A 26,824-nucleotide genomic window follows, 5' to 3' on the forward strand; every position below is an offset into this window, starting at 1 on the left:
TTCTTATTTCTTATCAAATATATTATCTCATACAGATATAGACCATATATCCCGCATAGGAAAGCAGCATAATTGCTCCTTCAATGCGGTTTATTTTCTGCCTGCTCCAGGCAAACAGCAGTACCATTATGCTCATTGCAATTAAAATTACAATATCAATCACATTTTCCATGATAAATGCGACCGGACTTATGGCTGCGGCAATACCAAGAACAAAAAGGATATTGAAAATATTAGAACCAATGACATTTCCCAGAGCCATATCTACTTCATTTTTACGGGCTGCCACAATAGAGGTTACCAGTTCCGGTAATGACGTTCCCATTGCTACTATCGTAAGTCCGATTAAATTCTGGCTCAAACCAAATGCTGCTGCAATAGCAGACGCACTGTCTACTACCATGTCGCCACCAAATGCAATGGCTGCTGCTCCACCCACAATGTATACAAGACAGAGCCATACCGGGATTGGCTTTGCGCGTTCAATCTCATCTGCTTCCTCGGAAGCATCTGTTGTAATTCCTGCTGTTCTTGCCTTTAATGCAGAACGCACCATCCAGAACATGAAGAGAGCAAAGAAAATCAATAAAATCACACCATCTATTCTGCCAACACTCATTCCAATGTAACCCAGCACTAAAAGCAGGGCTGCCATAAGCACAGAAAACGGAAATTCCTGCTTTAAGGTCTTTTTTCCTACTGCAAGCGGTGTAATTACGGCACAGAAGCCACAAACCACCATCAGGTTAAAGATATTTGAGCCAACTACATTACTGACTGCCAGGGCATTGTTTCCGGAAATAGATGCTGCCACACTGACGGCACATTCCGGCAGGGACGTTCCCATTGCCACTATCGTAAGTCCGATAATCAACGATGGCACCTTTAATTTCTTTGCAATTCCCGAACTTCCTTCTACAAAGAAATCTGCTCCTTTAATTAACAGTACAAAACCAACTACCAGTAATACATATGTCCAGATTGTTGTCATATTATATTCCTCCTTCTTTTAAAATGCCAAAATTCCAAGATGTTCCAGTAAAATCTTAACTCCGATTAAGATAAGAATAATACCGCCGGCCAATTCCGCCTTCTTCTTATATCTGTTTCCAAAGAAGTTTCCTACATATACACCAATGACAGAAATCACAAAGGTCGTAATTCCGATGATGGAAACTGCCTCAACGATTGGCACCTGCAAAAATGCAAATGTGATTCCAACGGCAAGGGCATCGATGCTGGTTGCGATTGCCAGAATAAACATCTCTTTTAAATCCAGTGGCGGATCCATTTTCCTGACTTCTACTGCTTCATCCTTTTCCCGGATTGCCTCAACTACCATTTTTCCACCGATAAATCCTAACAGGATAAATGCAATCCAGTGGTCAATGCTTGTAATATACTGTTCAAACCGGCTTCCCAGTAGCCAGCCGATAAATGGCATCAGTGCCTGGAATCCTCCGAAGAATAAGCCAATTACAAGAGATTGCTTTTTGTTTACCTTCCGCATGGAAAGTCCCTTACAAATAGACACTGCAAAAGCATCCATCGAAAGACCTGCTCCCATCAGTAAGAGTGTAAAGAACATTACCATAAACACAATTTCCTCCGATAGTATATTTAAAATGAGACTGCATGTATGCAGTTATCCTGTGCTGCATACATGAGTCTCATTCATTAAGATTTGCCAGGCCTTCATCAGACCGAGGTTGTTGACAAATCACGTATTCACGCGAACTACTCCCTCACGGATTGTTATTCAAATATACGCTAAATGATAATTTATGTCAATTCTTTCCATTCTTGTTCTTCCTAAAATACAATTTCTATGGTGGTTCCCTCATCCAGCTCACTGTCCAAGTGAAGGGCAGCATTATGCTGTGCCACAATATGCTTTACAATGGCAAGTCCAAGTCCTGTTCCGCCGGTGGATTTCGAACGGCTCTTATCTACCCGGTAAAACCGCTCAAATACACGTTCCTGGCATTCCTTTGGAATTCCGATTCCGGTATCCGCTACACTTAAGAACGGACGCTCATCCTTTGTTCCTACCGTTACTGTAACACTTCCGCCTGGCTTATTATAGCGGATGGCATTGCTGCAAAGATTATAAAAGACTTCATCCATCAGTCCCTTGTTTGCCATGGCCATGGTGCTTTCTCCCTGCAACGTCAGCCTGATTCCCTGCTTCTCTGCTGTCACCTGCATCATCTGCACACAGTTCTCTGCCAGTTTATAAAGGTCGATTCTTTCCATTTCCATCTGGTGGTCTGCTTCATCCAGTTCTGAAAGCTTTATAATATCATTAATCAGGCTTAACAGACGGTTGGCATTGGAATGTATCTCTTTGGAAAAGCGGATGGTATCCTCTTTGCCGGTCATTCCGTTTCCGATTAACTCCGCATAACCGGAAATTGCCGTCAGCGGTGTCTTTAATTCATGGGATACGTTCGCGGTAAATTCCTGGCGAAGCTGCGCATTATTGATAATATTGACGTGCTGCTCCTTAATAGTATTCACAAAAGGCCGGATTTCTTCATATACATTATTTTCATCTACCAGCATAATATTCGTTGCCAGCTTCTCGATAGGCTCTACCAGCTTCTTCGTCAGATAATGGGAAATTCCCATACAGACAAAGAGAATGCCAAGTGCAATTACCAGTACAATCACTAAAGTATTTACCATAATACGGTTTACACTGACGGAATCCCTTCCGATTCGAAGCACATTTCCATTCTGTAAACGCTCCGCATAGTAAAAAGTATGGGTTCCGGAAGTGGCCGAGTAACGGACGGCTTCGCCTTCACCTTTTTCCCTTGCTTCAATAATTTCCGGGCGTTCATTATGATTGTCCATCTCGTCTTTATTTAACAGACTTTCATATAATACTTCCCCATCTGTTCCAATCAATGTGATTCGAAGGTCATCATCGATGGGATTATACGGGTCTTTTTCTATTCCTGCTGCAAGGTCATCTATATTCAAAAGCTCTATCACATGGGCATAGGCTTTCAAATCTCCAAATACCTGCTCTTTTAAAATATTATAATACACTAACATAGCAGACAGCGCTGTGACCACAATGGCAAGCGCTGCTATCATAATAAATCGTATATTTATTTTTTTCTTCATGAATGCTCCTATGGCTCCATCACATAGCCCACATTGCGGACGGTTTTAATCTGTTGTCCGCCATCGCCAAGCTTGTGCCGGAGCGTCTTTATGTGCATATCTACAGTACGGCTTTCTCCTTCGTATTCAAATCCCCAGACCTGATTCATCAGCTTGTCACGGGATAATACAATGCCCTGGTTTATCATAAGGTATTTTAATAGTTCAAATTCTTTAAAAGTAAGCTCACAGGTTTCTCCCTGAACGGTTACGCTGTGACGCTTATTATCAATCTCTATGCTTCCACAGGCTAATGTATCACCATCATCTTCCTTTTCGGTGCGGCGGAGTAATGCTTTCACTCTGGAAATCAGCTCCATAACGCCAAAAGGCTTACTGATATAATCATCTGCACCCATATCCAGTCCACGGACTTTATCAATCTCTGTGGTCTTTGCCGTTACCATAATCACAGGAGTCTTTTCTGTTGCCGGATTTTTCCGGACACGGCCTAAAATTTCCAGTCCATCCTCTCCCGGCAGCATAATATCTAACAGCATCAGGGATGGTGCCTGCTCTGACACTCTCTGGAAGAAATCTTTTCCGTTATCAAATTCCTCTACTTCAAATCCACTGTTTTTTAGTGCATAACGTTCGATTTCCCGTATGTTTATATCATCTTCTACGATATAAATAAGTGCCATTGCATTTTCCTCCCGGCTTTTTTATTTTTCCGGCAAAGCGTATTTTTCTGTATATTCTTTTATCTGCTCTGCAAATTTTCTATTGTCTTCTTCATCCATATGTGCCGTCAGGTCATGCTCTTCTACATCTTTATCCTGTTCCTGGATCAGGCAGACTGCAATGTTGGAACAATGGTCAGATACACGCTCATAGTTGGTAACGATATCTGCCAGCACCAGTCCTAACTCGATAGAACATTTTCCTTTCCGGAGACGTTTGATATGTCGTTTCTTAATTGCTTTATTTAATTCATCAATAACCTGCTCTAACGGTTCTACGGTCTTAGCCAGCTCTTCATCATCGGCAGTGTATGCAGTCATGGTACGGCAGAGAATGTCTTCTACTGCTTTTCCAAATACATGCATTTCTTCCTCTGCTTTCTTAGAGAAAACCAGCTCCTTCTTTTTCATCTCGATAATGGAATCTACGATATTCGCTGCATGATCCGAAATACGTTCAAAATCTGTAATACAATGTAACAGCGTAGATACATTCTGGCTGTCTGCATAGGTCAGATTCTGACTGCTTAACTTGGTCAGATAAGCACGCAGCTTGTCTTCGTATTTATCTACGAGATTTTCCTTTGCGATAATGTCATCTGCTACTTCCTGTGTATAATTCTCCAAAAGTCCGATTGCTTCTAAGAAGGAATCCTTGGACAGGTTCGCCATCTCAATGGACATACTGTGGCACTGCTCAATGGCAAAGGATGGTGTTGCAAGAAAACGGTCGTCTAATAATGGAAACTCCTGTACTCCCGTCTTGCTCTTTTCCTCTTCTGTAATCGGAAGTGTCAGATATGCCAGCTTCTCCAGTCCTTTTGTAAACGGGAATAAAACTACAGTTGCAAACATATTAAAGATACTGTGAATCAGTGCAATTCCTGCTACACCAACTGTATCATTTGCAAACGGAAAATGAATAACTGCATTCAAAATACTATATAATGTCAGAAACAATACGGTACCAATAATATTAAAATACAGATGCACAAAAGCAGTTCGCTTTGCATTCCGGTTTGCTCCAACAGAAGAAATCATAGCTGTAACACAGGTTCCGATATTCTGTCCTAAAATAATCGGAATAACTGAGCCATAAGTAAATGCTCCTGTTACAGACAGTGCCTGCAGTATACCTACAGATGCGGACGAGCTCTGAATCACCGCTGTCAGAAGTGCTCCTACCAGAATTCCTAAAATTGGATTATGGAACATAGTCAGTATATTGGTAAATTCAGGAACATCAGCCAACGGTTTTACTGCTCCGCTCATACTTTCCATTCCGGTCATCAATACTGCAAAGCCTAATAAAATCTCCCCTACATCAGCTTTCTTGCTTTTCTTTCCGGTCATCATTAAAACAATACCTATCATCGCAAGAACCGGTGTAAAAGAAGATGGTTTTAAGAGATTAATCCATACATTTCCACTATCTATTCCGGTCAGACTTAAGAGCCAGGATGTTACCGTTGTACCGATATTGGCACCCATGATAATACCAATTGCCTGGGAAAGTTTCATAATTCCGGAATTTACAAAACCAACTACCATTACGGTAGTTGCTGAAGATGACTGAATAACAGCAGTTACTCCGGCTCCTAATAATACACCTTTCAGCGGATTGGAAGTTAATTTCTCCAGTATCCGTTCTAACTTGCCTCCTGATACTTTCTCCAGCCCAGCTCCCATAACATCCATTCCATACAGGAACAGGGCCAATCCTCCAATCAGTGTCAGTATTCCAAAAATATCCATTTTGTCCTCCTTATGCATGGTAATATGCATAGACTTTTCAATTTTTTACATATTTTTCGTCTTACATATACACCATATACACTTTAGAGACTTTTTGCAAGGATATTTTATCAGTTTGTAAGAATTATGTATAAGCAGTGTAAAAAATGTACTTATTTTTTCTCTTTTGTCTAAGAATTTTTAGTCAATATGACTTCCCGTAATAGAATAGATGACCCACTCCGCAATATTGGTCGCATGATCTCCGATTCGCTCAAAATACTTGGCTACCATAAGAATATCTGCTGCCTGCTCGCCATTTTCTGCACTTTTATTGATCATCTGGATTAAATCCTGTTTTACTTTCATGAAAAGGTCATCCACAATATCATCCTGTGCGATTACTTTCTTTGCCAGCTCCATATCGCGTTTTACAAAAGCATCAATGCTCTTGATAACCATGTCTGTGGTTTCCTTTGCCATACCCTGAATCTCTTCCGGGCTGATGATATACGGTTCATCAGACATCAGCAGTGTCATCTCGGAAATATCACCGGCATGGTCACCGATTCGCTCCATATCGGTAATCATTTTTAATGCTGCAGAAATCAGGCGCAAATCTCTTGCCACCGGCTGTTGCTGCAATAAAAGCTTCATGCATAAGGATTCAATATCACGCTCCTGATGGTCGATTTCCACATCATATGCCATTGCTTCCTTGGCTTTTTCCGTATCCTGGTTTACCAGGGCAGAAACTGCCATTTCAATGGCATGCTCTATCATGCTTCCCATCTGGATTAATTCATTGTTTAACTGTTCTAGCTGTCTGTCAAAACGATTACGCATTTAACCGAACCTCCCTGTAATATAATCTTCTGTCCGTTTGTCTGTTGGAACGGAGAATAATTTTTCGGTATCTCCACTCTCAATAATCTCTCCCAATAAGAAAAATACGGTTTTATCCGATACTCGGGTTGCCTGCTGCATATTGTGGGTTACCATAATAATGGTATAATCTTTTTTTAATTCGATTACCAGATCCTCAATTTTGGAAGTGGAAATCGGATCCAGTGCAGAAGTCGGCTCATCCATCAGGATTACTTCCGGCTGTACTGCCAGTGCTCTTGCAATACAAAGTCTCTGCTGCTGTCCACCGGACATTCCCAATGCACTCTTATTCAGACGATCCTTTACTTCATCCCAGATAGCTGCCTGACGCAGGGATGTCTCCACGATTTCATTTAATTTGGCTTTGTTGTGGATACCGTGGGTTCTCGGACCGTATGCAATGTTGTCATAGATACTCATCGGAAATGGATTTGGCTTCTGGAATACCATTCCCACACGCTTTCTAAGCTGGCTGACATCCATGCCGCTGTATATATTTTCACCGTCTAATCTTACGTCTCCGGTAATCTTACAGCCCTCTACCAAATCATTCATTCTGTTTAATGTTTTTAAAAATGTTGACTTTCCACAACCGGATGGTCCGATAAATGCAGTTATCTCTTTTGCATTGATATCAAGATTCACATCTTTTAATGCGTGGAAATCTCCGTAATATAAGTCAAGTCCTTTGACAGAAAATTTTGCCTGCTCACTCATTTTACTTCTCCATCTCCTTTCGTGAATTTCCTGGCTATCAACGTTGATACACCATTTATCAGTAATACAATGACCAGAAGGACTACGCCGGTTGCATAAGCTTCATTGGTATGTAAGCCCTCTCTGGAAAGGGAATACATATGAACGGCCAAAGTTCGTCCGGATGCCATCAGATTCGGTGCAAGGTCTGCTACCGTTCCTGCAGTATAAATCAGTGCTGCGGTCTCTCCTACAATTCGTCCTACTGCCAGAATGATTCCGGACAAGATTCCAGGCATCGCAGATGGGAGTACGATACGGAATACCGTACGAAGTCTTCCGGCTCCCAATCCAAAGCTTCCTTCCCGGTAGGTATCCGGTACACAGAGTAATGCTTCTTCTGTGGTTCGCATGATAACCGGCAATACCATAATGGCAAGGGTTGCCGCACCGGCTAACATGGAATAACCCCAGTGCAGATAAGTTACGAAAAATAACATACCAAACAGACCGTATATAATAGAAGGGATACCCGTTAAGGTCTCTGCCGTAATTCTGACTACTTTAACCAGTTTACTTCCCTTCGGTGCATATTCCACCAGATAAACTGCGGCTCCGATTCCAAGCGGCACTGCAAAAAGCAGGGAAAACAGTGTCATTTCCAGTGTATTTATCATTGCCGGAAGCATGGATACGTTATCCGAATTATATTCCAGTGCGAAAAGACCTGGTTTTAAATATGGCACACCGTGAATCAATATGTACGCCACCAGATAAAGTAATACTGCTACTGTTATAATTGCCGCTGCTACTACCAGCAGTAATAAAAGGAAGGAACCCGGATGCTTTTTATAAGAATTCATTTTATCTTTGAATTTTGTCATTATTCTTTATCCGCCTTTCCTTTTACAATTGAAAATACCAGATTGATAATAAGGATAAATACAAACAGTACAACGCCGGTTGCAATCAATGCCTCACGGTGCAGGTCCGTTGCATAACCCATTTCAATTACGATATTTGTTGTCAGGGTACGTACACCCTTAAATATACTGTTCGGAATACGCGCCTGGTTACCTACTACCATCATAACCGCCATGGTCTCACCAATGGCACGGCCGATTCCCAAGATGACTGCTGCCATAATTCCTGATTTGGCTGCCGGAACCACGGTTTTAAAAACACTCCGCTCATGGGTTGCGCCAAGTGCCAGTGCACCTTCATAATAATGCTCCGGCACTGCACGGATTGCAGCTTCCGATACACTGATAATCGTTGGAAGTATCATGATTCCAAGAAGAATCGATGCGGTAAATATACTGTTTCCGTTTCCTTTAAAATGTTCTCTTACAAATGGTACTATGACTACCAGGCCAAAGAATCCATATACGATGGACGGGATTCCTGCTAACAGATCTATCATCGGCTTTAAGAAGCTGTGAAGCTTCTTCGGGCAAAATCTCGCCATAAAGATTGCCATTAAGATTCCAATTGGTACTCCCACCACAATTGCTCCGGCGGTTACATAGATACTGCCTAAAATCATCGGGAAGATCCCGTAGAGGTTATTTCCCGGTTTCCATTTTGTACCTAGCAGAAAATCCGGCAATCCAATTTCTTTGATTGCCGGTATTCCATTTGCAAAAAGGAAAACACAGATTAAGGCAACAGCCAGTATGGAGAAACTGGCTGTGAGTAAGAATACTATTTTCATTGCTTTTTCTTTGAAATTATTCATACTGTTCTTACCTTATCCTACTTGCAGATTTATTTTGCAACTTCATCCCAGGTTGTTACTGCACCTGTGAAGATATCCTTTACATTATCTGAACTCATCTCATCCATTGGGTTGCTGTTATTTACTACTACTGCGATACCATCCATTGCGATTACCTGTGCGGTAAGTCCGCCTTCTGTTTCGCTGTCTTTTAATTCTCTGGAAGCCATTCCGATATCACAGGTTCCTTCCATTGCTGCTGTCATACCTGTTGTAGAATCAGATTCCTGAAGTTCAATTTCTGCATCTTTGTTGATTGTTTTGTATGCTTCAATTAATTTCTCCATTACTGGTGTTACGGAAGAAGAACCAGCTACTACAATTTTTCCGGTAGAACCATCGGATGTAAATGCTCCGTTGCTTCCCTGTGAAATATAACCATTGTCTTCGATTACTTTCTGTCCTTCATCACTCATGATGTAGTTGATGAAATCTGCTGCAAGTCCTGTTGCATCACCTTTCGTTGCAATGTTAAATGGTCTTGCGATTTTGTATGTACCGGCTTTGATGTTTTCTGCTGTTGCTTCTGCTCCGTCAATCTTTAATGCCTTTACGGTATCATTTAAAGAACCAAGTGATACATAACCGATTGCATATTCATCACCAGCTACGGATGTAAGCATTACTTCTGTACTGTTTGTGATGTTTGCTTCCTCTGTTGTGTTATCAATTTTATTTCCATCGGCATCTTTCTCTTCGATACCAAACAGCTCGATAAATGCTCCTCTTGTTCCGGAACCATCTTCTCTGGACTGTACGTTAATCATTTCACTGTTATCAAAATCTGATGTATCTGCTGCATCACTGCTGCTGTCTGCCTCTGTTGTTGTGCCTGTCTTCTGGCTGTCATCTGATGCGGTTTCTTTGTTTCCACATCCTGTTAATGCGCTGATTGCTAATGCTCCTACAAGCATTACGGATAATAATTTCTTCTTCATTTTCTTTCCTCCAAAATGATTTGTTCTTTTTTTTCTCGTCTTCGTGACAATTGTTATCATAACGGGGGAACGTAAAATACAAAGCTATGGTTTTGTAAATTGTATGTAAAAAAGCAGGTATATCAAAACTATGATATGCCTGCTTTCAATATTTTAATGTAGTTCTTCTTTATTTATCATACATTTCTAAAATTTCCAGTGCATTTTCTTCTTTTACGCCTAATTCTTCCTTTAATAATTCCACTATCTCATCTTTGGATTTTTCAAATCGGCGACCAAGACGTATGATTTCCTCTGCTTTTCCTTCTGCTTCGCCTTGTTTTCGAATCCGCTCTTCTCTCTCAAAACTCTTCATATATGCAAGACCTACCTCTCCATCCCGCTTAACTGCCGTTACCATCCGATGTAACTTTTTCAAGTTTTCAGATGGAGCATTCTCTATGGATGAATGCTCCATGTAATGCAGTAGCTGTTTTAATTCCTCCGGCGGGTTTCCTTCCCTTCCCCTTGTATACAAGAATATCGTCTGTGCGCCATCCTCATATTCTAATTCCGGTACTTCGATACATCCATTTTTGATTGTATACACCATACGATTCAATCCAAAGGGATCATAAGTTGTAATAAAGATTACGATGACATTCCGAAGACTCCCATAGGTATCCCCTGCCGTCAGATTGCCTGCGTCAATCTTCGCATGGTAAAACCGGACTCTTCGTGGCAGTGATACGATTTCTTCTTTCCCGTCATTCTGGTCTGGTTCTATATCAAAGATTTCTCCGTTTTCTTCATCCAGATATACATCCAGCCGAATGCCGTGAGTCTCTGTATTCTCTCCGCAGAAGAAACGTTGTGGCACTACCGTAAGCTTTCCTATCTGCCGATGCAGAATACATTCCAAAATGTATCTCGCCGACTGTTCCCCATAAATTTTGTGGCTGGTCAGGCTGTTTACCAGAAAGTCATCCACCAGATTTAGTTCTTCTAAAGTTTTCATGTTTCCTCCTTTTCCCATAATGCACGGAAAAGCAGGACTGCATATCTCATTTTCGATTCTGAAATTCCGCCTATCCAATGCACTATGCGTTCATTAATTGTAATTAGAATTTAAAAGCATAGAATTCATTGAATTGATACCAGAAATTTAGATTGGCTTTTGCCATTCGAAAATTAGAATATATGCTTTGTGTTGATTGTAACAAATGCCCTTAAAGAAAACAAGTAAAACATTTATAAAATTATTAATAAGAAGAAGGCAGGTAACTGCTTTTGCAATTACCTGCCTTCTTCTTATTAATAATGATTTCTGATTTTAATTACTCTGTTGCTACATCTAATAATGCTTCATCAAGCTCTGTCATGCTTCCATCAGAAATGCTGTATACGTTGTCTTCTCCAATCACTTCTACAACAACTTCCTGTGGATCATTATATGTGATGCTGTCTACTCTTGCACTCATAAGATCATACATCATCTGATACATCTGTTCATACATTTCATCCTCTGTTGGATAAGCATCTGCATCAAAGGAATTTGCCCACTCTGTGAACTCTGTCATAAGTTCTTCCTGGATTCCGTTGAAAAGACCTGTCATCTGCTCAATTTCAACAGTTACATAATATCCGTCTTTGTCGTCCATCTTCTCAGCATCTTTTACGGTGTATTTTGCTTTTGCATATACATCTTTAAAAAGCTGACGATAGCTGTTGCTTAACTCATCGGATAAGTTGAACTGATCCATCTCTGTCATCATAGCATCGATGTTAGATTCGTAATCAGATTCTGCCTGCTCTTTGCTTCGGCCGGTCATTTTCATGTACTGCTCTGTCTCTCCTTTTGTTAAAAGATCAAGGCATGACTCTACATAAGCTGCTGCATCAAATTTTCCACAGCCAGCCAGGTTTACTACCATCATTACGGCAACTAAACCAGTTACTAATGCTTTCTTCAATGTTTTCATGATAATTTCTCCCTTACATTCATTGTTCTTTAGCGCATTAACACAGTTACATGGAATAATATACCATACCTTATTCTATTTCGCAACCGATTTTACTTCTCTGGTTTTAAATCTGTATGCAAGCATGCGATTTTCTCGCTACATGGAACAAAGAATGTGCCAAGGTACATCCTCGCGGAGCGGTTTGTACTTTACAGGAAAGCAATTTCCTGTAAAGTACAAAAAGGACGATTCTTTCGAATCATCCTTTTGTATACGCTGTGTACCTGCCGGTTTCAGGATTAATCCTGAACGTAAGGCATAATTGCGATATGACGTGCTCTCTTGATAGCAACTGTCAATGCTCTCTGATGTTTTGCACAGTTTCCTGTGATTCTTCTTGGAAGGATTTTTCCTCTCTCAGAGATATATCTTTTTAACTTATTTACATCTTTATAATCGATGGTGTTGTCTTTTCCACAGAAAACACAAACTTTCTTTCTTCTGTGCATTCCGCCTCTTCTTCTCATTGGCGCACCATCTCTGTCTGTCTTATTGAAAGCCATGGCTATTACCTCCTATTGATTTAGTTAAATGGTAATTCCTCATCAATTCCGTCAGGGATATTCATAAATCCATCGCCTGCACTGCTTGGTGAAGGTCTGTCAGCCGGTGCAAAACCGCCTGCATTGTCGGATGCTGATTTACTCTCAGCAAATTCCTGCTCTTCTATTATGACATCAGTGGTATATACTTTCTGACCGTCTTTGTTGGTGTAACTTCCGGTCTGGATACGACCTGTTACAAGTACCTTAATTCCTTTATGGAAATATTTCTCAGCAAACTCTCCTGCTCTTCCAAATGCCACGCAGTTGATAAAATCAGCGGTCTGCCCATCATTCCCTTCACGTCTGCCTCTGCGGTCTACAGCCAGTGAATATCTTGCGATTGCCATCTGGTTATCTCCGCTGGAGTAACGAACCTCCGGGTCTCTTGTTAAACGTCCCATAAGTATAACTTTATTCATACCACTTTCTCCTTCTCTTCTATTTATGCCTCGTCTTTTCTAACGCATAAGAAACGAAGTACGTTGTCCATAATACGAACATTCTGCTCTACTTCTGCCGGAACAGATGATTCTGCCTCGAACTGGATGAAATAGTAGAAGCCGTCGCTCATTTTCTGAATGTCGTAAGCTAATTTCTTCTTACCCCACTCTTCTACTTCTGTTACAGTTCCACCTGCACGAGTGATATACTCTTTTGCTCTCTCAACTGTAGCAGTTCTGACATCGTCTTCGATCTTGGCATTCACAACAAGTGCTAATTCATATTTGTTCATGCTAGATTTACCTCCTTTTGGTCTCTGGCCTCCTGTCTATGCGGGAAGCAAGGAATTTTTACATATCACGAGCCTATATGATAGCATAATCCGACCCGTTTCGCAAGTGTTTTTCTTATTATTCTTACGATTCTGTTTCATTTTTTTGCTCACTTTTTTTTCGAAGACCTTTGGTATTCTTCTCCACCAGTTTTCTGGCAATCATAATCTGATGGTCACAACCCATGCATTTCAACCGGAAATCCGCTCCTACCCGAAGAATTTCCCACTCCTGGCTTCCACAGGGATGCTGTTTTTTTAATTTTACAATATCGCCTACTTCGTATTGATAATTATTCATGTCGTCCCTTTCTTCTATGACTATCTTCTATATTATTAGGTAATTTCTTCTGCCTCTTTCAGACCTCTGACAATACGGCTCCGATGCTGCCCTGTATCAGTAAGTCTGCCCGGTTGTCCAATGGCGTGGTGGACTTATTAATCAGCACCAGCTTATTGCCCCGGTAATAATCGATAAGTCCTGCTGCGGGGTATACTGCCAGTGAAGTACCTCCGATGATGAGCATATCTGCATGGCTGATATAATACACCGCATCCTCTAAGGTCTGCTGGTCTAAGCCTTCCTCATATAAAACCACATCCGGCTTGATGCTGCCGCCGCATTCATCACAGGTTGGAATTCCACTACTCTTTAAAATATATTCGGCATCAAATAGCTTTCCGCAGCTCTGGCAGTAGTTCCGGTGGACACTGCCATGAAGCTCTAATACCTTTTTGCTGCCGGCCGCCTGATGCAGTCCATCAATATTCTGCGTCACAACCGCCTTTAACTTACCGGCTGCCTCAAGCTCTGCCAATTTCTTATGCGCTGCATTAGGCTTTGCATCCAGGCACAGCATTTTATCCCGGTAGAATCGGTAAAATTCTTCTTTTTTACGCATATAAAAGCTGTGGCTTAAGATGGTTTCCGGCGGATAATCGTATTTCTGGTTATAAAGTCCGTCCACACTCCTGAAATCCGGAATGCCGCTCTCCGTAGATACACCTGCACCTCCAAAGAATACAATATTATCTGAGTCCATGACCCATTGCTTTAATGTCTCGATACCATCCATTCTGCTGCCTCCTGTTCCATTAAAAGTAGTCTTTCTCTTTTATTCCGCTTCGCTTTCTGTGCCTGCATTCTCCTCTGCCGGTGCCACGTCACCGTTTGGAACTGCCTCTGTCTGTACCGCATGTACCAAGAAACGGTAATCATAGCCTGCCTTGTTGCAGGTCATCAATGTAATTACTTTATCCTCTGGTGTTACCTCTACGCCGGTATCATACGCTGACTGCGCCTTTACACCATCTAAGAATTCCTGAAACTGCTCATCGGATGCAAACTGGGTATAGAAATCCACTTCATTATCCACTCTTGCCAGATAACAGGAAAAAATATCATAACGGTAGGTATAATCCGGTGTATAAATATAAAAATACGGATTTTCTTTATAAAATTCCTCATCCTTATAGTCATTTAATTTACCAAACATGGTCTTGTCCTTCATATTATGACCATAGATGAAAGTATTCTGGTCAGAAAAATCAGCATGATTGTTGGCATCCATGAAAATACTTGCCGCTGTTACAGCCTGTCCCTCAAAGGTATGCTTCAGATAATATTCATTATCCTCTCCCTGCATAATCGGATAGCTGATATCAATATTTTCAAACCGGATCCAGCCGATGCAGTCCGGGTTCAGCTCCTTTAATCCGGAAAAATCTACGGTAAATTCTCCGTTTTCTTCCGTACTGCTTTCATCCTTTGGCTGCTCCCTGACATATTTCTGCAGTCCCTTATATTCATGGCTTCCTTTCCAGTAAGTAATTCCATACAGAATCAATCTTACTGCCGCATACAAAAATACTGCCAGTGCCAGCAGAAATAAAATCCGAAACAGGATATTCTGCTGCTTTTTCTTCTTTCGCTCATTTTTAATCTTTCCTGTCATTGTCACACCCCTTATTTTTCTCTATTTGCTGCAATAGACCTACAGAATCTGCCACTGGCAGCTTCTTACGGATGCGTTGGTAACTGCGAGCAACTCGCGTAAAAAAGAATGTGCCTTGGCACATTCTCGCGCCTGCGGCGGTCGATTGCGACATCTACCTTATACGCCGCAGTGCGCATCCTCGCGGAGCGTTTTTTACTTTACAGGAAAGCAATTTCCTGTAAACTAAGAAAACCACCGCCCATAAGGCAGTGGTTAAAGAGTTGCGGGAACAGGATTTGAACCTGTGACCTTCGGGTTATGAGCCCGACGAGCTTCCAGACTGCTCCATCCCGCGCTATTTATTTGCAAAAGCTATTATAGTCCTTCCTTCTGCAAATGTCAAATTTCTATGTCCCTGCCTTACATAATATACAGTTACAAGCACTTTTATTCCTGATTTTTGAAGAATTGTATCTTCATCATCTGAAGTCCTGTACAGTCTTCGTCAACCCAGAAAAAGTGTAGCACACTATTTATGGAAAGTCTACACCCGTCCCGCCAAAAAGATACTTGCCGCAATTCCTGCCAGCGTAGCAAACAATGCCCCCGGAAGTGTAAAGCCGGTCTTTCGTACTTTTACCGACATAAAATAAATTGACATGGTATAAAAAATGGTCTCGGTGCAGCTTAACATGACAGAGGCTGCCATTCCTACAAAGGAATCACATCCGGCTTCCTTGTATAAATCCACCAGCAGTCCGGTTGCCGCCGAGGAGGAAAACATTTTGACAATGGCAATGGGGATAAGCTCGGAAGGGATTCCGATATGTTTCGTCCAGCCCATGCAGGTAGTAGAAATGAAGTCCAACAGCCCGGAGGCTCTTAGGATCCCGACTGCTACCATAAGTCCCACCAGCGTTGGCAGAATTCCGACCACTGTCTGTATGCCCTCTTTTGCTCCCTTTAAGAAATCGTCATATACATTTTTCTTCATCAGAATGCCGAATCCTACTATGTAAAAGACCAGTATCGGAATCAGGGCATCTGACAGGAACATAAGAAAGCGCATCCTCATTCTCCTGCTAAGAGCTTCTTTTTCATTCTATGCAGGCAGGAGAACTATCATGCCTCTTTTTACTGCTTCCGCAGGCGCAGCCCCACGCCCTTGCGGGTTTCGATGTAATCCCTGCCGCTTAATTCCCGCAGTTTCCGTCGTAAGTTGCTGGCATGGACTTTGATGGAACTTTCCACACAGTCCGGTGTATCTTCTGCAATTTCGTCTAACAGCGTGGTCTTTGTCACTGTCCGTCCGTTCCGCTGTATCAGGCATTTTAAAATAGCAGCTTCTGTTCTGGTAAGCTTCGTAGTCTGCCCGCCAATGGTCGCCAGCCGCTTCTCGATATCCAGCTTTATCTCTTCGTAATAGAAAAATCTTACTTTCTCTTTTTCTGCCGGAATCTTACTCAGACGTACTTCCACCCGGATGCGGAATTCCTGTATATCAAAGGGCTTTCTGATATAATCGTCTGCCCGTTCTATGCATTTTTTACACCGTTCAAAAACAGAGCCGGTTTTCTCCGGCCGAATCAATAGTAGCGGCTTTGCCTGCACCAGGGCGAGGAAGGTATTCTCCCATATTGCTGCTACATCCTCTTTTCCGGCAAATTCCTTCTGCTCAAGGTCTAATACCACCATATCCACAATAACCTGCTGAAATAACTCCCCGGCATCTGTGAGGGAATCCGCCCGCACTGTAAAATAGCCTTTTTCGTCCAGTACCTGCTCCATGGCATCCCCCAATGCTTTATCCTGTTCGATGATTCCTATGGTATACATTAATCCGTTCTCCTTCGACTTACAATCCGGCAGAAAATGACTGCCGTTGCTGTGCTGATAATGGTCGCTGCAAGTCCCGGTCCCACCACAGCAGCCGGATGCACCGAGCCGTACTGGCTGCGGTATGCCACAATGTTCATGGGAATCAGTTGCAGAGACGATATGTTGATAATCAAAAAGGTACACATTTCCTTTGTGGCATTTCCGGAATACTTCTGTATATTTTTTCCGGCTGCCTTAAGTCTGGCAATATGTAACTCCTGTAATTGCTGCATTGCCTTTAAGCCTGCCGGCGTTGCCGCCCAGCCAAGGCCTAACATATTGGCTATCATGTTGACTGCTATGTAATGATTGGCAGGATGGTCATCTGGTATATCCGGAAAAAGAAATGTCAGCACCGGCCGCATTTTCTTTACTGCCGCTTTTACAATGCCGCTGCATTCCGCAATTTTCATCATTCCCATCCAGAACGCCATGACTCCTGTCATCGTAATGGCTAATGCCACTGCTTCTTTGGCAGAGTTTACTGCTGCCTCGGTCACTTCCGGCAGTGTTCCGTTGATTGCACCGTAGAGCACTCCCACAAGAATCATAAATCCCCACAGATAATTCATTTCGAACCTCTTTTGCTTTCCCGTTACTCTACTATATGCAGTTTTCCCGGAAGGAACTACTTTCTCTGGTGATTATAGCACACCCTCTTCTGCCATATCACGTTCTTTTGTCATATCGATACGATTTTTTTCATATTCTTTGTTGAACACTCTTCATCCGAGGCCGTCTATGCTGCACAAATATATTTCTCCTTTTCTGATAACCATTTGCTTTGCTTTATCCTTATTTCTTCTAAGCGGGTGCAGCAAAGACCAGTCGGCTTCTGATTCCGGTTATATTGCGCCGGATTCCATTTCCTTTGAGGAATATACCAGTCTTTTATTTCAATGCGAAGTAACCTCCGATACCCTGACCCTTCACTATACCTTAAGCCAGCCGGAAGTCTATGGCATTACCGATTATAAAATTGCTCTGCCGGATTATTCTGCCGATGCTAGAAAGCAATCTGCCTTAAATATCGAAAATATCTCCTGTGGGTTACAGTCCTATGACTATGAGGTACTGACCACCGAGCAGAAGCTGACCTATGATATTTTAAATGACTATGTCTCTTCTAACCGCAGTCAGTCGGACTATACCTATTACCCGGAAATCCTGCGTCCTTCCACGGGATTTCCTGCCCAGCTTCCGGTTCTGCTATCAGAATACCATTTCTATGACCGTAAAGATGTGGAGGATTATCTGACTCTGCTTTCACTGATCCCATCCTGCTTTGATTCTGTCTTAGATTATGAAACGAATAAAATCAATGAGGGACTTTTTCTTTCGGATACCCAGGCGGATACGCTGATTGCAGACTTAAATACCTTCTGTGATAACAGTTCTGAGCATTATCTGATTACTACTTTTCGTAATAAAGTAGCGGAACTTCCTGATTTAACAGCAGAGGAACAGGCTTCCTACTGTATCGAAAATGAAGCTGCTTTTAGGGAATATGTTCTGCCAGCCTATGAAGCTTTGCGGGATTTTCTGGTGGAGCACAAAGGTAGTGGCAGTAACTCCGCCGGACTTTGCTATTTTCCGGATGGCTCAGACTATTATGCTGCTTTGGTTTATGATGCCACCGGCTCTTCCCATTCCATAGATGAACTTTTAGAAATGACGGAAAAGCAACGGAAATCCGACCTTCTTGCCATCAACGGGATTGCTGCCAGTCATCCCGGCATTTCTCTTACTACCGATGATTTTCCGCTGAAGGATGCCACCCCGGAAGAGATGCTTACCTGTCTTTCTTCCGCTATTGCAAAGGATTTCCTGCCGCCGGTCTCAACGGATTTTTCTGTCCGCTCCGTGGATCCTTGTATGCAGGATTCCATGGCTCCCGCCTTTTATCTGACGGCCCCTATCGATGACATTTCCCATAATGTCATCTATATCAATCCCCGCAGCCACTACGAAGGCTTCGAGCTTTTCACCACACTGGCGCACGAAGGATTCCCGGGACATCTCTATCAGACTACCACTACGTCTGCCTCCGGCTGTGCACCCATCCGGAGTATTCTCAACTATCCCGGCTATGTAGAGGGCTGGGCAACTTATGTGGAAATGCTCTCTTACTCTTATGCCGGTCTGACGGAGGAAAAGGCTTCGCTCCTTATGCACAACCAGTCCGCTCTTTTGAGCCTCTATGCCACCGCAGATTTATCCATTCATGCAAAGGGTTGGACACTCAGTGACCTTAAGGACTTCTTAAGTGATTATGGCATCGACAATAAGGAAGCCGTCTCCGAAATCTACGACTATATCGTAGCGGAGCCGGCTCATTATCTCAAATATTATATTGGCTGCCTGGAATTCCTTCAGCTAAAGGACTACGCCAAAGAAACCTTCGGGGATTCCTATTCCGATAAACAGTTCCACCAGGCAGTGTTGTCCATCGGTCCTGCACCTTTTGATATTATCCAAAAATACTTAGAATACTATTGGTGAGCTATTGTACAATTACACCTGTTGCAATGGATTCCGGCTCTGATTCAAGACTGACACAGGTATTATCCAGTCTCAAAAAGAAAGGAATCTTCTTCTCTGTACGGTTCAATACTACAAAACTGATTTTATCCTCTTTCTGAAATGCTGTTACTTCCAGTTCGTCTGTATAACGTGTCATTCCAATCCGGATTGCTCCCGGCTCGATAAAATGACTGAAATGCCAGATGTATCCTGCAATATTACTTTCCATCACCACTTTTTTCTTTGTATCAAAGAGAAACGGTGCATCACAGAAATTTCCCACATGATTCGGACCACCCTGCTCATCCAGAAGCAGATTCCAGTCTAAAAATGTCTGCATTCCATTGTTTAAATTACCTATCATATCATGTGCATATTTCTGTGCATTCTTAAGATAATCGTTCGCAGCAAATTTACTGTATTCAATACATGCCTCGGATAAGAGCAGCTTTTTATCCGGAAAACGTTTCTTTATCATCTGCAATGCTTCGAAATGATCTCCACTGTACCAGTGGAATGCCAGACCTGCCACCATATCAGCTGTCTCTCCGGTAAAGATTGTCTCTGCCCATTCCAGCGCACGCTCTTTATTATGATCCCAGATATAAAGTTCTATATCATCAAGATGATGTTCTACCAGTGCAGGATGAAGATAATCTTTTATAAAATCCCGTTCTTCCTGTGCGGTATAAATGCAGGAATCCCATGGCTGCACTGCCTTTGGCTCATTCTGCATCGTCATTTTCGTCACATGATAGCCACGGTTTCTGTACTCTTCTATATAACGACACAGATATTCTGCCCACCGTCTTTTATAAGCTTCTTTTAATTTTCCACCGTGATTTCTCTCTCCATTAGTCTTCATATATGCTGGCGGGCTCCATGGAGATAACATAATATCAAGTTTTGCACCATAGGATGCTTCTGCTGCATCTAATAATGGAAGAATATATTTTTCAACCCGTGCAAAAGAAAATTCTGCAAAATCTTTATCTTCTTCATCAGAATCTGCTTCATAATGCTCAATTGAAAAATCACAGCTGTCAATTGGAATCCGCACTAGATTGTATTTCATGTCATTTTTTCCAAAATAAGTCTCTACCAGCTTTTTCTTCTGGCTGTCATCTAACAGGGAATAGACATATCCAGCTGAATCCGTAACTGCTCCACCAAATCCCTCTATTTTCTGCATGGTAATCTGCGGATACAGATTAATTAGTTGATTCTCCTCTCCTCTATCATCTACAAATACATGATGCTCTTCTTTTGTTTCTTTTTTATTGCCTTTATATGTAGTTGTATAATAAGTCAGTTCCATAAACTTCCTCCTTTACCGCTCTTTTATCCGATATTCCTTCGGTGACATTCCTTTGATTTTCTTAAATACTTTGGAGAAATATTTTTCGTCATTAAACCCCACTTTATAAGCAATCTCATAATTTTTAAGGAAATTCTGCTCCAGATAACAGCACGCTCTTTCCACACGGATCTGATTCAGATAATCGGTAAATCCACATTTCAAATTCTGATTCATCAACGTAGAAAGATAGCCTGTGGATATCTGCAGATATTCCGCCACATCTGCCAACGTAAGACTGCTTGCGTAATTTTCTTTCATATATTCTTTGGCTTCACTCACTAGTGGATTCTCTTTTTCTTTATCGGCGGCTGCCTCAGACTGTTCTTTCACAGTCTCTTCTTTTCCAATATATTCATCTGCCAGATTATTCAGCAATGTAAGAATATCTGCTGCACGGACCGGCTTTAAAAGGTACTCTTTGGCTCCGAATTTGATTGCTTTCTGAGCATAAGTAAATTCATCATAACCACTTAGAATGACCGTAATCGGTCTTATCCCGGCTTTAGCTGCTTCCCGCATCACATCCAATCCCGACTTAATTGGCATCTGCACATCCAGTATCATCATGTCTGGCTGTTTTTGATAAATAACATCTAAGGCTTCTTCTCCATTTTCTGCTTCATAAATTTTACTGAAACGGTCTGTATGAAGTCTTAGATATTTCGCAACACCTTTACATATAACATCTTCATCATCTGCGATCAGTAATTTAATCCCCATTAATCTCCCTCCTCAAATGGAATCTCAAGTATTACAGTTGTCCCTTCTCCAACTGTGCTTTCTATTTTCAGAATATATTGCTCATGATACTTCAACTGAAGTCTTTCCCTGATATTTTTTATTGCATATCTTCCAATTCTCTGTTTGGAATAATTGACCGGTTCATTTTCCCATAAAGCATCTATCTGTTCCTGCTTCATTCCTACTCCTGTATCTTTTATTTCAAAATGAATACGGTCTCCGGTACGCGTTCCTGTTATGGTAAGTTTACACGGTTTGCTGACATTTTCAAAACCATGTACAATTGCATTTTCCACAAATGGCTGAATAATCAGTTTGGGAATCTTTGCATCTTTAATTTCATCTGCAATATGTAATTCGTAATTCAGCTTTCTTGGGAAACGCATTTTCTGTATCTTTAAGTACTCCCGGACCAGTTCGAATTCTTTTTCTACCGTAATTATGCTGCGTCCCTGGTTTAAAGTCAGCCGAAACAATGACGACAGTGATAAGATACTCTCTGCAATTTCATCATTACCTGCCTCTGTTGCCTGCCAGTACAAAGAATCCAGCGTATTATACAGGAAATGCGGATTTATCTGTGCCTGCAGTGCGGCCAGCTCACTTTCTTTTTCCGATAAGGTAATCACATAATTCTCATCAATCAGCTTCTTAATCTCTCCGACCATTGCATTAAAGCATTCCGCCACCTGTCCGACTTCGTCATTGGTTTCTACTTTTACCTGCTGCTCAAAATCACCGGCAGAGAATTTTAAAATGGCTTCGCTTACTTTTCGCAACGGATTGGTTACAAGATTTGAAATAATCATAAAAAACGGAAACATGCCAATCAACAGTCCAAACAGTAATGCCAGTGGCATATAAACGACACTTCTTATCTGAGCCTGCACCTGCTGTCTTGGTATAATCTTGCAGGTAATTGCTCCTTCTTTATTCAGCTGGGTACAAATGACTTCATAATCTCCCCAGATGAAATCCTTTTCCCTCTCTCTGTAATCCTGCTGACGGAATTCTTCTGCCGTCAGATATTTTTTTAATTTATCATCCACATCTCCAACGGTTACCAGTTCCCCCGTATGTGGATCTACGACCATTACGGCTTCTCCGCCTTCTTTCACCATATTGGTCATCAGTTCTTCAAATTTACTTTTTCCAACACCTATTACAATAAATCCAAGTCTTTTCTTATGTGACAGATCATAAATTTCCCTGCAGAGCACTACTTTATCTGAGAAATTAGCAAGATACGGTCCACTATCGTCTGCATCCACGCTTTTCCATATCATTCCAAGCTTTGTATCCACCGTTTCCTGATAAATCTGTGTCTGCCGTATATCTTCCATTGTGGAGAGATTTACACTTCCATCCATACCCCTTAAATAAGGTCTTATTCCATTTTCCGGATAGATAGCTATTGTCTTAATCTCTCCACGCATGGAAATCATATCCTGAACCACTTCCATTGGTCCATTATTCTGCCACAATCTTGCATCTGCATTATAAGGAGCAGAATCACGTTCCGATAATAATCCCCTTATCTCCTGGTTAATACAGATATAGGTTGTATAATCTTTTACATCCGATTGTAGCAGACTTATATTCTCTGCTAAGGATTCCACGTTGGCACGGTTACCTTCCAACCGGTCACTGGATGCCTGTTTATAATTATGTACCATCAGGATGCCGCAGATGAGAATCAGTACAGGCGTAAAGATTGCATATGCATAAATAATTAATTTTGCTTTTACACTCAGACCGTTTATCCATTTTCTAATCTTCTGCATCCCTCATGTACCCTCTCTTATCCTTTTACTGCACCCATGGCAACACCCTTGGTGATATGTTTATTCAATATAATATATACAATAACTGCCGGAGCTGCTGTCAATGCCATAACTGCAAACTGTACTGCGTAATTTGACGAATACTCACCGGTAAATTCAAGAACCGAGAATGGAAGTGTCTTCCATTTATCAGAGCTTAAATAGGTACTTGCCATCATAAATTCATTCCAGTTATTTAAGAACGTCATGATTGCTACAGTTGCAATGGAGGATTTTAACATTGGTGTAATAATCTGGAATAAAATACGATATATTCCACAACCATCCATTACTGCTGCTTCCTCTAACTCTACCGGAATGGATTCCATAAAGCTTGTCATTAAGAACAATCCCTGTGGAAGTGAAAATGCAACATATGGTATCAACAATGCCCAGATGGTATCTGTCATTCCCAGGCGGCTGTAAATCTTATAATTCGGAAGCAGTGTCGCATGAATCGGAATCATCAGTCCCATTAATAAAAGTGTTTTTACGAATGTACTTAATTTCCATTTCATTCTACGGCATGCAAATGCCGACATAATAGATACTACAATTACAAGAAGCACTGCTAATCCATTGATTAAAATACTATTCTTCAGATACCAGAGGAAATTACCATCTACAAAAGCTTTTACGTAATTGCCCCACTGGATTTTCTTCGGCATTACCAGAAGTCCGTTGGTAAACATTTCTGAACTGCTCGCCAGTGAAAAATCTAATAGCCAGATTAATGGAAATATCTGTATTACCGCAACTATAATAAGTATAACATACAGGATTGGTTTCGACAGCTTCTTTTTCTTCTTCTTACTTCCGATCATTTCCATAATTATGCGACCTCCTTTACTTTAATTTTTGCTTCTCTTTCTTCAAAAATCTTATTTAAAATTACAGTTACTAACAGACAGATAATAATGAATACCACACCGATTGCATTTCCATATCCATATTTGTATGCTTTAAATGCCTGCTGATACAGATAGTTTGCTGCAAATTGTGTACTATTTCCCGGACCGCCATTGGTTAACAGATATACCGTCTCCATCTGCTTTAATGCAGAAATAACAGCCATGGTTACATTTACCTGAATAACCGGCTTCATCTGTGGTAATGTAATCTTAAAGAAGGTCTGTATCTGTGTCGCTCCGTCAATTGCTGCTGCTTCATACAATACCGGATCAATATTTTTAATTCCGGTGTAGTAAATTAACATTCCCCATCCAAATCCATGCCAGATTAAGACGATTAAGACTGCCCATATTGCTGTGTCATAATTGAACCAGTTAATATCACCTTTTCCGCCAAAGGCTTTGATAATGTTATTCAGCAATCCAAAATCCGGATTGTAAATGAATTTCCACAGATATGCGATAACTGCTACGGAAATTACATTTGGAATAAAGTATACGCAGCGGAAGAAGTTCTCTCCTTTTCCTCCGAGCTTATCGAGGACTGCTGCTACGATCATTGCCAGCGGATGCTGGATAAAAATAAATCCGATTGCTAAAAGCAGTGAGTTCCGAAGTGATGTTCCAAAGGCTGCATCATGGAACAGATTTTTGTAATTCTCCCACCCAACAAACTGATAAGAGCCCATTCCTGAGTAGTTGGTAAATCCATAATATACACTGAGGCAGATTGGAGCTAATATTGCAAATACAAATAAGAATAACCCCGGAAGTACCAGACTCAGAATAACCCACTTGTTACTGTAAAGTTTCTTCACTATATTTTCCCTCCCTATGTTTTTTCTTTATAAAAATTATAGCAACCGGGCCATGTGGTTTACAGATACCAGTCTTTAGAAAAGGTGTAATATTTTCACATACCTATATATGTTTTTTTCTCCTGCATGCATAAAAAAAGAGGAACCGCAGATTGATCTGCGGCTCCTGATAGGGTATGTAATTAAAAGAATTTGGAGAATGCTATGAAATTAATTTTGTTTACTGGCAGGCTTTTCCGATAGAAGAAAGGAAATCGTCTACGCTCATGCTTCCATTGGAAACACTCTGGATCTCACTTTCAATGCCTGTCTTAAATGCAGATGGTCCACAGTCATTGATTGGGGTTCCGGATACACTTGTTGCATTATTTACTGCATCTACAAACTGCATCTGTAATTCTGTTTCATCACCTGTCATATATGCTGACTGATCCTGTGCAGACATTCCTACACCATTTTCCCAGCCATATTTGGAAAGTTTATCCGGCTGATACATATAATTTAAGAATTTGATTGCTTCATCTTTGTGTTCAGAAGATGCGGATACTCCATATCCACCACCATTCCATGCTGCGATATCTGTTGCAGTTCCTTTTCCACCGTCTACTACCGGCATGGTAAATACACGGATGTTGGTTCTGATATCTTCGTCAATATCTTCATTCAATGCCATGGATGCATCCCAGCTTCCCATATAATACATGGCAGCCTGACCATTGATAAAAAGATTCTGTGCAGTTGCATAATCCTGTGAATCATATCCATTCTGGAATAATCCTGCATCTGCTGTTTCTTTCAGTAGTTCTGTTGCTTTTACAATGCTTGAATCTGTAAAATCACCAGTTGCTACTGCATTGCTTACAATACTGGAATAATCACTTCCTGCTACTTTGTAAAGTAAATCAGATAAATAAACTGCCATTGGCCATCCATCTCCACCATCCATTGCCAGTGGAATATAGCCTGCATCCTTGATTGTTCCTGCTAATTCCAACAGTTCATCATATGTCTTTGGAACTTCCCAGCCATTGTCTTCAAACATTTTCTGATTGTAATAGAATCCGGCAACATCTGTATTTCTTGGAAGTCCATAAAGTTTTCCATCTTTCTTGAATCCTTCTAAGGAACCGGATACGAATCCATAATCATCATAATCTGACTCATTTAATTCTGCAAGTACTCCTGCATCCAACACTTCGTCTAAGAATGCCGGCTGTCCCCAGATACTTACAACATCCGGAAGTCCTTCCATGGAGTATGCTTTGAATTTTGTCTTATAAGCTTCTTCATCCAAAGCTTCTACTTCGATTTTTACATTTGGATTCTCTTCCATGTACTCATCAATAATTTTCTGTTCTACCAGTCCCTGACCATTTTTACGGTCTGGCAGGTTGGAGAATACCTTCAATGTAATTTCATCCCCGCTTGAACTTCCTGCTTCTGCGGATGGGCTCTTCTCGGAACCATCACTACTTGCTGTAGTATCTTTTCCGCCGCATCCTGCAAGCATTGCTGTTACCATTGCTGTTGTTAATAACACTGATACAATTTTTTTCCTCATCATAATACCTCCTTTTTTCAAATGTCTCTCTTCATTTGATGATTCTATTCTAGCATTCACTT

General features: G+C 41.3%; 28 protein-coding genes and 1 tRNA gene. 1 reads left to right on the top strand and 28 read right to left on the bottom strand.

What is annotated here, in order from left to right; all coding sequences use genetic code 11:
* Positions 1 to 22 precede the first annotated feature (22 nt).
* From DWX96_RS11545 to DWX96_RS11650, 22 genes are all read right to left on the bottom strand, one after another.
* Complete coding sequence (locus tag DWX96_RS11545) at positions 23 to 991, bottom strand: calcium/sodium antiporter (RefSeq protein ID WP_117697919.1); 969 nt, start codon at positions 989 to 991, stop codon at positions 23 to 25.
* Between the two features lie 18 nt (positions 992 to 1,009).
* The gene (locus tag DWX96_RS11550; RefSeq protein ID WP_118057528.1) at positions 1,010 to 1,594 is read right to left on the bottom strand and encodes a manganese efflux pump MntP; all 585 of its coding nucleotides are present in this window, start codon (positions 1,592 to 1,594) and stop codon (positions 1,010 to 1,012) included.
* A 218-nt stretch (positions 1,595 to 1,812) separates the two neighbouring features.
* The gene (locus DWX96_RS11555; protein ID WP_118057527.1) at positions 1,813 to 3,135 is read right to left on the bottom strand and encodes a sensor histidine kinase; all 1,323 of its coding nucleotides are present in this window, start codon (positions 3,133 to 3,135) and stop codon (positions 1,813 to 1,815) included.
* Between the two features lie 8 nt (positions 3,136 to 3,143).
* Positions 3,144 to 3,818 carry a response regulator transcription factor gene (locus tag DWX96_RS11560; RefSeq protein ID WP_022244252.1) on the bottom strand — a complete coding sequence of 225 codons (675 nt, stop codon included), beginning with the start codon at positions 3,816 to 3,818 and terminating at the stop codon, positions 3,144 to 3,146.
* A 21-nt stretch (positions 3,819 to 3,839) separates the two neighbouring features.
* Complete coding sequence (locus DWX96_RS11565; protein WP_118057526.1) at positions 3,840 to 5,612, bottom strand: Na/Pi cotransporter family protein; 1,773 nt, start codon at positions 5,610 to 5,612, stop codon at positions 3,840 to 3,842.
* A gap of 180 nt (positions 5,613 to 5,792) precedes the next feature.
* A complete protein-coding gene (gene phoU, locus DWX96_RS11570) occupies positions 5,793 to 6,437 on the bottom strand; it encodes a phosphate signaling complex protein PhoU (protein WP_118057525.1) in 645 nt (214 codons plus the stop codon).
* On the bottom strand, positions 6,438 to 7,196 hold the full coding sequence (gene pstB / locus DWX96_RS11575) for a phosphate ABC transporter ATP-binding protein PstB (RefSeq protein ID WP_117697924.1): 759 nt from the start codon (positions 7,194 to 7,196) through the stop codon (positions 6,438 to 6,440).
* Complete coding sequence (gene pstA / locus DWX96_RS11580) at positions 7,193 to 8,059, bottom strand: phosphate ABC transporter permease PstA (RefSeq protein WP_117842260.1); 867 nt, start codon at positions 8,057 to 8,059, stop codon at positions 7,193 to 7,195. Before pstA ends, pstB begins: the two co-directional genes overlap by 4 nt.
* On the bottom strand, positions 8,059 to 8,913 hold the full coding sequence (gene pstC, locus DWX96_RS11585) for a phosphate ABC transporter permease subunit PstC (RefSeq protein ID WP_117947479.1): 855 nt from the start codon (positions 8,911 to 8,913) through the stop codon (positions 8,059 to 8,061). Before pstC ends, pstA begins: the two co-directional genes overlap by 1 nt.
* Positions 8,914 to 8,942: 29 nt before the next feature.
* Entirely contained in the window at positions 8,943 to 9,890 is a 948-nt protein-coding gene (locus DWX96_RS11590) for a substrate-binding domain-containing protein (RefSeq protein WP_118057524.1), read from the bottom strand.
* Positions 9,891 to 10,059: 169 nt separating this feature from the next.
* Complete coding sequence (locus DWX96_RS11595; protein ID WP_118057523.1) at positions 10,060 to 10,887, bottom strand: PD-(D/E)XK nuclease family transposase; 828 nt, start codon at positions 10,885 to 10,887, stop codon at positions 10,060 to 10,062.
* A gap of 319 nt (positions 10,888 to 11,206) precedes the next feature.
* A complete protein-coding gene (locus DWX96_RS11600) occupies positions 11,207 to 11,851 on the bottom strand; it encodes a hypothetical protein (RefSeq protein ID WP_117842264.1) in 645 nt (214 codons plus the stop codon).
* A gap of 281 nt (positions 11,852 to 12,132) precedes the next feature.
* Positions 12,133 to 12,396 (bottom strand): 30S ribosomal protein S18, encoded by a 264-nt coding sequence (gene rpsR / locus DWX96_RS11605; protein WP_022244266.1) that lies wholly within the window; start codon positions 12,394 to 12,396, stop codon positions 12,133 to 12,135.
* 20 nt (positions 12,397 to 12,416) lie between these two features.
* Entirely contained in the window at positions 12,417 to 12,857 is a 441-nt protein-coding gene (locus DWX96_RS11610; RefSeq protein WP_022244267.1) for a single-stranded DNA-binding protein, read from the bottom strand.
* 23 nt (positions 12,858 to 12,880) lie between these two features.
* Positions 12,881 to 13,171 (bottom strand): 30S ribosomal protein S6, encoded by a 291-nt coding sequence (gene rpsF, locus DWX96_RS11615; protein WP_022244268.1) that lies wholly within the window; start codon positions 13,169 to 13,171, stop codon positions 12,881 to 12,883.
* Positions 13,172 to 13,295: 124 nt separating this feature from the next.
* A complete protein-coding gene (locus DWX96_RS11620) occupies positions 13,296 to 13,511 on the bottom strand; it encodes a DUF951 domain-containing protein (RefSeq protein WP_117842265.1) in 216 nt (71 codons plus the stop codon).
* A 58-nt stretch (positions 13,512 to 13,569) separates the two neighbouring features.
* Positions 13,570 to 14,286 (bottom strand): NAD-dependent protein deacylase, encoded by a 717-nt coding sequence (locus DWX96_RS11625; RefSeq protein WP_022244270.1) that lies wholly within the window; start codon positions 14,284 to 14,286, stop codon positions 13,570 to 13,572.
* Positions 14,287 to 14,325: 39 nt separating this feature from the next.
* The gene (srtB, locus tag DWX96_RS11630; protein WP_117697929.1) at positions 14,326 to 15,165 is read right to left on the bottom strand and encodes a class B sortase; all 840 of its coding nucleotides are present in this window, start codon (positions 15,163 to 15,165) and stop codon (positions 14,326 to 14,328) included.
* 263 nt (positions 15,166 to 15,428) lie between these two features.
* Positions 15,429 to 15,502: transfer RNA gene (locus tag DWX96_RS11635), tRNA-Met, on the bottom strand.
* A 189-nt stretch (positions 15,503 to 15,691) separates the two neighbouring features.
* Positions 15,692 to 16,216: a spore maturation protein gene (locus DWX96_RS11640; protein ID WP_022244272.1), complete on the bottom strand. Its 525-nt coding sequence runs from the start codon at positions 16,214 to 16,216 to the stop codon at positions 15,692 to 15,694.
* A gap of 65 nt (positions 16,217 to 16,281) precedes the next feature.
* Complete coding sequence (locus DWX96_RS11645; protein ID WP_118057522.1) at positions 16,282 to 16,983, bottom strand: response regulator transcription factor; 702 nt, start codon at positions 16,981 to 16,983, stop codon at positions 16,282 to 16,284.
* On the bottom strand, positions 16,983 to 17,597 hold the full coding sequence (locus DWX96_RS11650) for a nucleoside recognition domain-containing protein (RefSeq protein WP_117842268.1): 615 nt from the start codon (positions 17,595 to 17,597) through the stop codon (positions 16,983 to 16,985). The genes DWX96_RS11645 and DWX96_RS11650 overlap by 1 nt, the downstream gene beginning before the upstream one ends.
* A gap of 169 nt (positions 17,598 to 17,766) precedes the next feature.
* On the opposite strand from DWX96_RS11650, the gene DWX96_RS11655 reads away from it, so the two are divergent.
* Entirely contained in the window at positions 17,767 to 19,527 is a 1,761-nt protein-coding gene (locus DWX96_RS11655) for a DUF885 domain-containing protein (protein ID WP_117697932.1), read from the top strand.
* Between the two features lies 1 nt (position 19,528).
* Here DWX96_RS11655 and DWX96_RS11660 read toward each other — a convergent pair whose 3' ends face one another.
* The 6 genes from DWX96_RS11660 to DWX96_RS11685 form a co-directional block, all read right to left on the bottom strand.
* The gene (locus tag DWX96_RS11660) at positions 19,529 to 20,866 is read right to left on the bottom strand and encodes a glycoside hydrolase family 30 protein (protein ID WP_117697933.1); all 1,338 of its coding nucleotides are present in this window, start codon (positions 20,864 to 20,866) and stop codon (positions 19,529 to 19,531) included.
* 12 nt (positions 20,867 to 20,878) lie between these two features.
* Entirely contained in the window at positions 20,879 to 21,628 is a 750-nt protein-coding gene (locus DWX96_RS11665) for a response regulator transcription factor (RefSeq protein WP_117697934.1), read from the bottom strand.
* On the bottom strand, positions 21,628 to 23,433 hold the full coding sequence (locus DWX96_RS11670) for a sensor histidine kinase (RefSeq protein WP_117697935.1): 1,806 nt from the start codon (positions 23,431 to 23,433) through the stop codon (positions 21,628 to 21,630). The genes DWX96_RS11665 and DWX96_RS11670 overlap by 1 nt, the downstream gene beginning before the upstream one ends.
* A 17-nt stretch (positions 23,434 to 23,450) precedes the next feature.
* On the bottom strand, positions 23,451 to 24,302 hold the full coding sequence (locus DWX96_RS11675) for a carbohydrate ABC transporter permease (protein ID WP_197420848.1): 852 nt from the start codon (positions 24,300 to 24,302) through the stop codon (positions 23,451 to 23,453).
* Between the two features lie 2 nt (positions 24,303 to 24,304).
* The gene (locus DWX96_RS11680; RefSeq protein WP_117697936.1) at positions 24,305 to 25,201 is read right to left on the bottom strand and encodes a carbohydrate ABC transporter permease; all 897 of its coding nucleotides are present in this window, start codon (positions 25,199 to 25,201) and stop codon (positions 24,305 to 24,307) included.
* Between the two features lie 220 nt (positions 25,202 to 25,421).
* Complete coding sequence (locus DWX96_RS11685; RefSeq protein WP_117697937.1) at positions 25,422 to 26,762, bottom strand: ABC transporter substrate-binding protein; 1,341 nt, start codon at positions 26,760 to 26,762, stop codon at positions 25,422 to 25,424.
* Between the last annotated feature and the right edge of the window lie 62 nt (positions 26,763 to 26,824).

It is taken from the genome of Roseburia sp. AF22-2LB, from assembly GCF_003461125.1.
GTDB lineage: Bacteria > Bacillota > Clostridia > Lachnospirales > Lachnospiraceae > Roseburia_C > Roseburia_C amylophila.

Bases quoted from the DNA above. Each gene is read 5' to 3' on its own strand.
- DWX96_RS11660 (WP_117697933.1), bottom strand. From the start codon at position 20,866: ATGGAACTGACTTATTATACAACTACATATAAAGGCAATAAAAAAGAA.
- DWX96_RS11670 (WP_117697935.1), bottom strand. From the start codon at position 23,433: ATGCAGAAGATTAGAAAATGGATAAACGGTCTGAGTGTAAAAGCAAAA.
- rpsF (WP_022244268.1), bottom strand. From the start codon at position 13,171: ATGAACAAATATGAATTAGCACTTGTTGTGAATGCCAAGATCGAAGAC.
- DWX96_RS11610 (WP_022244267.1), bottom strand. From the start codon at position 12,857: ATGAATAAAGTTATACTTATGGGACGTTTAACAAGAGACCCGGAGGTT.
- DWX96_RS11620 (WP_117842265.1), bottom strand. From the start codon at position 13,511: ATGAATAATTATCAATACGAAGTAGGCGATATTGTAAAATTAAAAAAA.
- DWX96_RS11595 (WP_118057523.1), bottom strand. From the start codon at position 10,887: ATGAAAACTTTAGAAGAACTAAATCTGGTGGATGACTTTCTGGTAAAC.
- DWX96_RS11625 (WP_022244270.1), bottom strand. From the start codon at position 14,286: ATGGATGGTATCGAGACATTAAAGCAATGGGTCATGGACTCAGATAAT.
- pstB (WP_117697924.1), bottom strand. From the start codon at position 7,196: ATGAGTGAGCAGGCAAAATTTTCTGTCAAAGGACTTGACTTATATTAC.
- srtB (WP_117697929.1), bottom strand. From the start codon at position 15,165: ATGACAGGAAAGATTAAAAATGAGCGAAAGAAGAAAAAGCAGCAGAAT.
- DWX96_RS11640 (WP_022244272.1), bottom strand. From the start codon at position 16,216: ATGCGCTTTCTTATGTTCCTGTCAGATGCCCTGATTCCGATACTGGTC.
- DWX96_RS11590 (WP_118057524.1), bottom strand. From the start codon at position 9,890: ATGAAGAAGAAATTATTATCCGTAATGCTTGTAGGAGCATTAGCAATC.
- DWX96_RS11600 (WP_117842264.1), bottom strand. From the start codon at position 11,851: ATGAAAACATTGAAGAAAGCATTAGTAACTGGTTTAGTTGCCGTAATG.
- DWX96_RS11645 (WP_118057522.1), bottom strand. From the start codon at position 16,983: ATGTATACCATAGGAATCATCGAACAGGATAAAGCATTGGGGGATGCC.
- DWX96_RS11665 (WP_117697934.1), bottom strand. From the start codon at position 21,628: ATGGGGATTAAATTACTGATCGCAGATGATGAAGATGTTATATGTAAA.
- DWX96_RS11565 (WP_118057526.1), bottom strand. From the start codon at position 5,612: ATGGATATTTTTGGAATACTGACACTGATTGGAGGATTGGCCCTGTTC.
- DWX96_RS11560 (WP_022244252.1), bottom strand. From the start codon at position 3,818: ATGGCACTTATTTATATCGTAGAAGATGATATAAACATACGGGAAATC.
- phoU (WP_118057525.1), bottom strand. From the start codon at position 6,437: ATGCGTAATCGTTTTGACAGACAGCTAGAACAGTTAAACAATGAATTA.
- pstC (WP_117947479.1), bottom strand. From the start codon at position 8,913: ATGAATAATTTCAAAGAAAAAGCAATGAAAATAGTATTCTTACTCACA.
- DWX96_RS11655 (WP_117697932.1), top strand. From the start codon at position 17,767: ATGCTGCACAAATATATTTCTCCTTTTCTGATAACCATTTGCTTTGCT.
- DWX96_RS11650 (WP_117842268.1), bottom strand. From the start codon at position 17,597: ATGAATTATCTGTGGGGATTTATGATTCTTGTGGGAGTGCTCTACGGT.
- DWX96_RS11685 (WP_117697937.1), bottom strand. From the start codon at position 26,762: ATGAGGAAAAAAATTGTATCAGTGTTATTAACAACAGCAATGGTAACA.
- DWX96_RS11545 (WP_117697919.1), bottom strand. From the start codon at position 991: ATGACAACAATCTGGACATATGTATTACTGGTAGTTGGTTTTGTACTG.
- DWX96_RS11550 (WP_118057528.1), bottom strand. From the start codon at position 1,594: ATGGTAATGTTCTTTACACTCTTACTGATGGGAGCAGGTCTTTCGATG.
- pstA (WP_117842260.1), bottom strand. From the start codon at position 8,059: ATGACAAAATTCAAAGATAAAATGAATTCTTATAAAAAGCATCCGGGT.
- rpsR (WP_022244266.1), bottom strand. From the start codon at position 12,396: ATGGCTTTCAATAAGACAGACAGAGATGGTGCGCCAATGAGAAGAAGA.
- DWX96_RS11675 (WP_197420848.1), bottom strand. From the start codon at position 24,302: ATGGAAATGATCGGAAGTAAGAAGAAGAAAAAGAAGCTGTCGAAACCA.
- DWX96_RS11555 (WP_118057527.1), bottom strand. From the start codon at position 3,135: ATGAAGAAAAAAATAAATATACGATTTATTATGATAGCAGCGCTTGCC.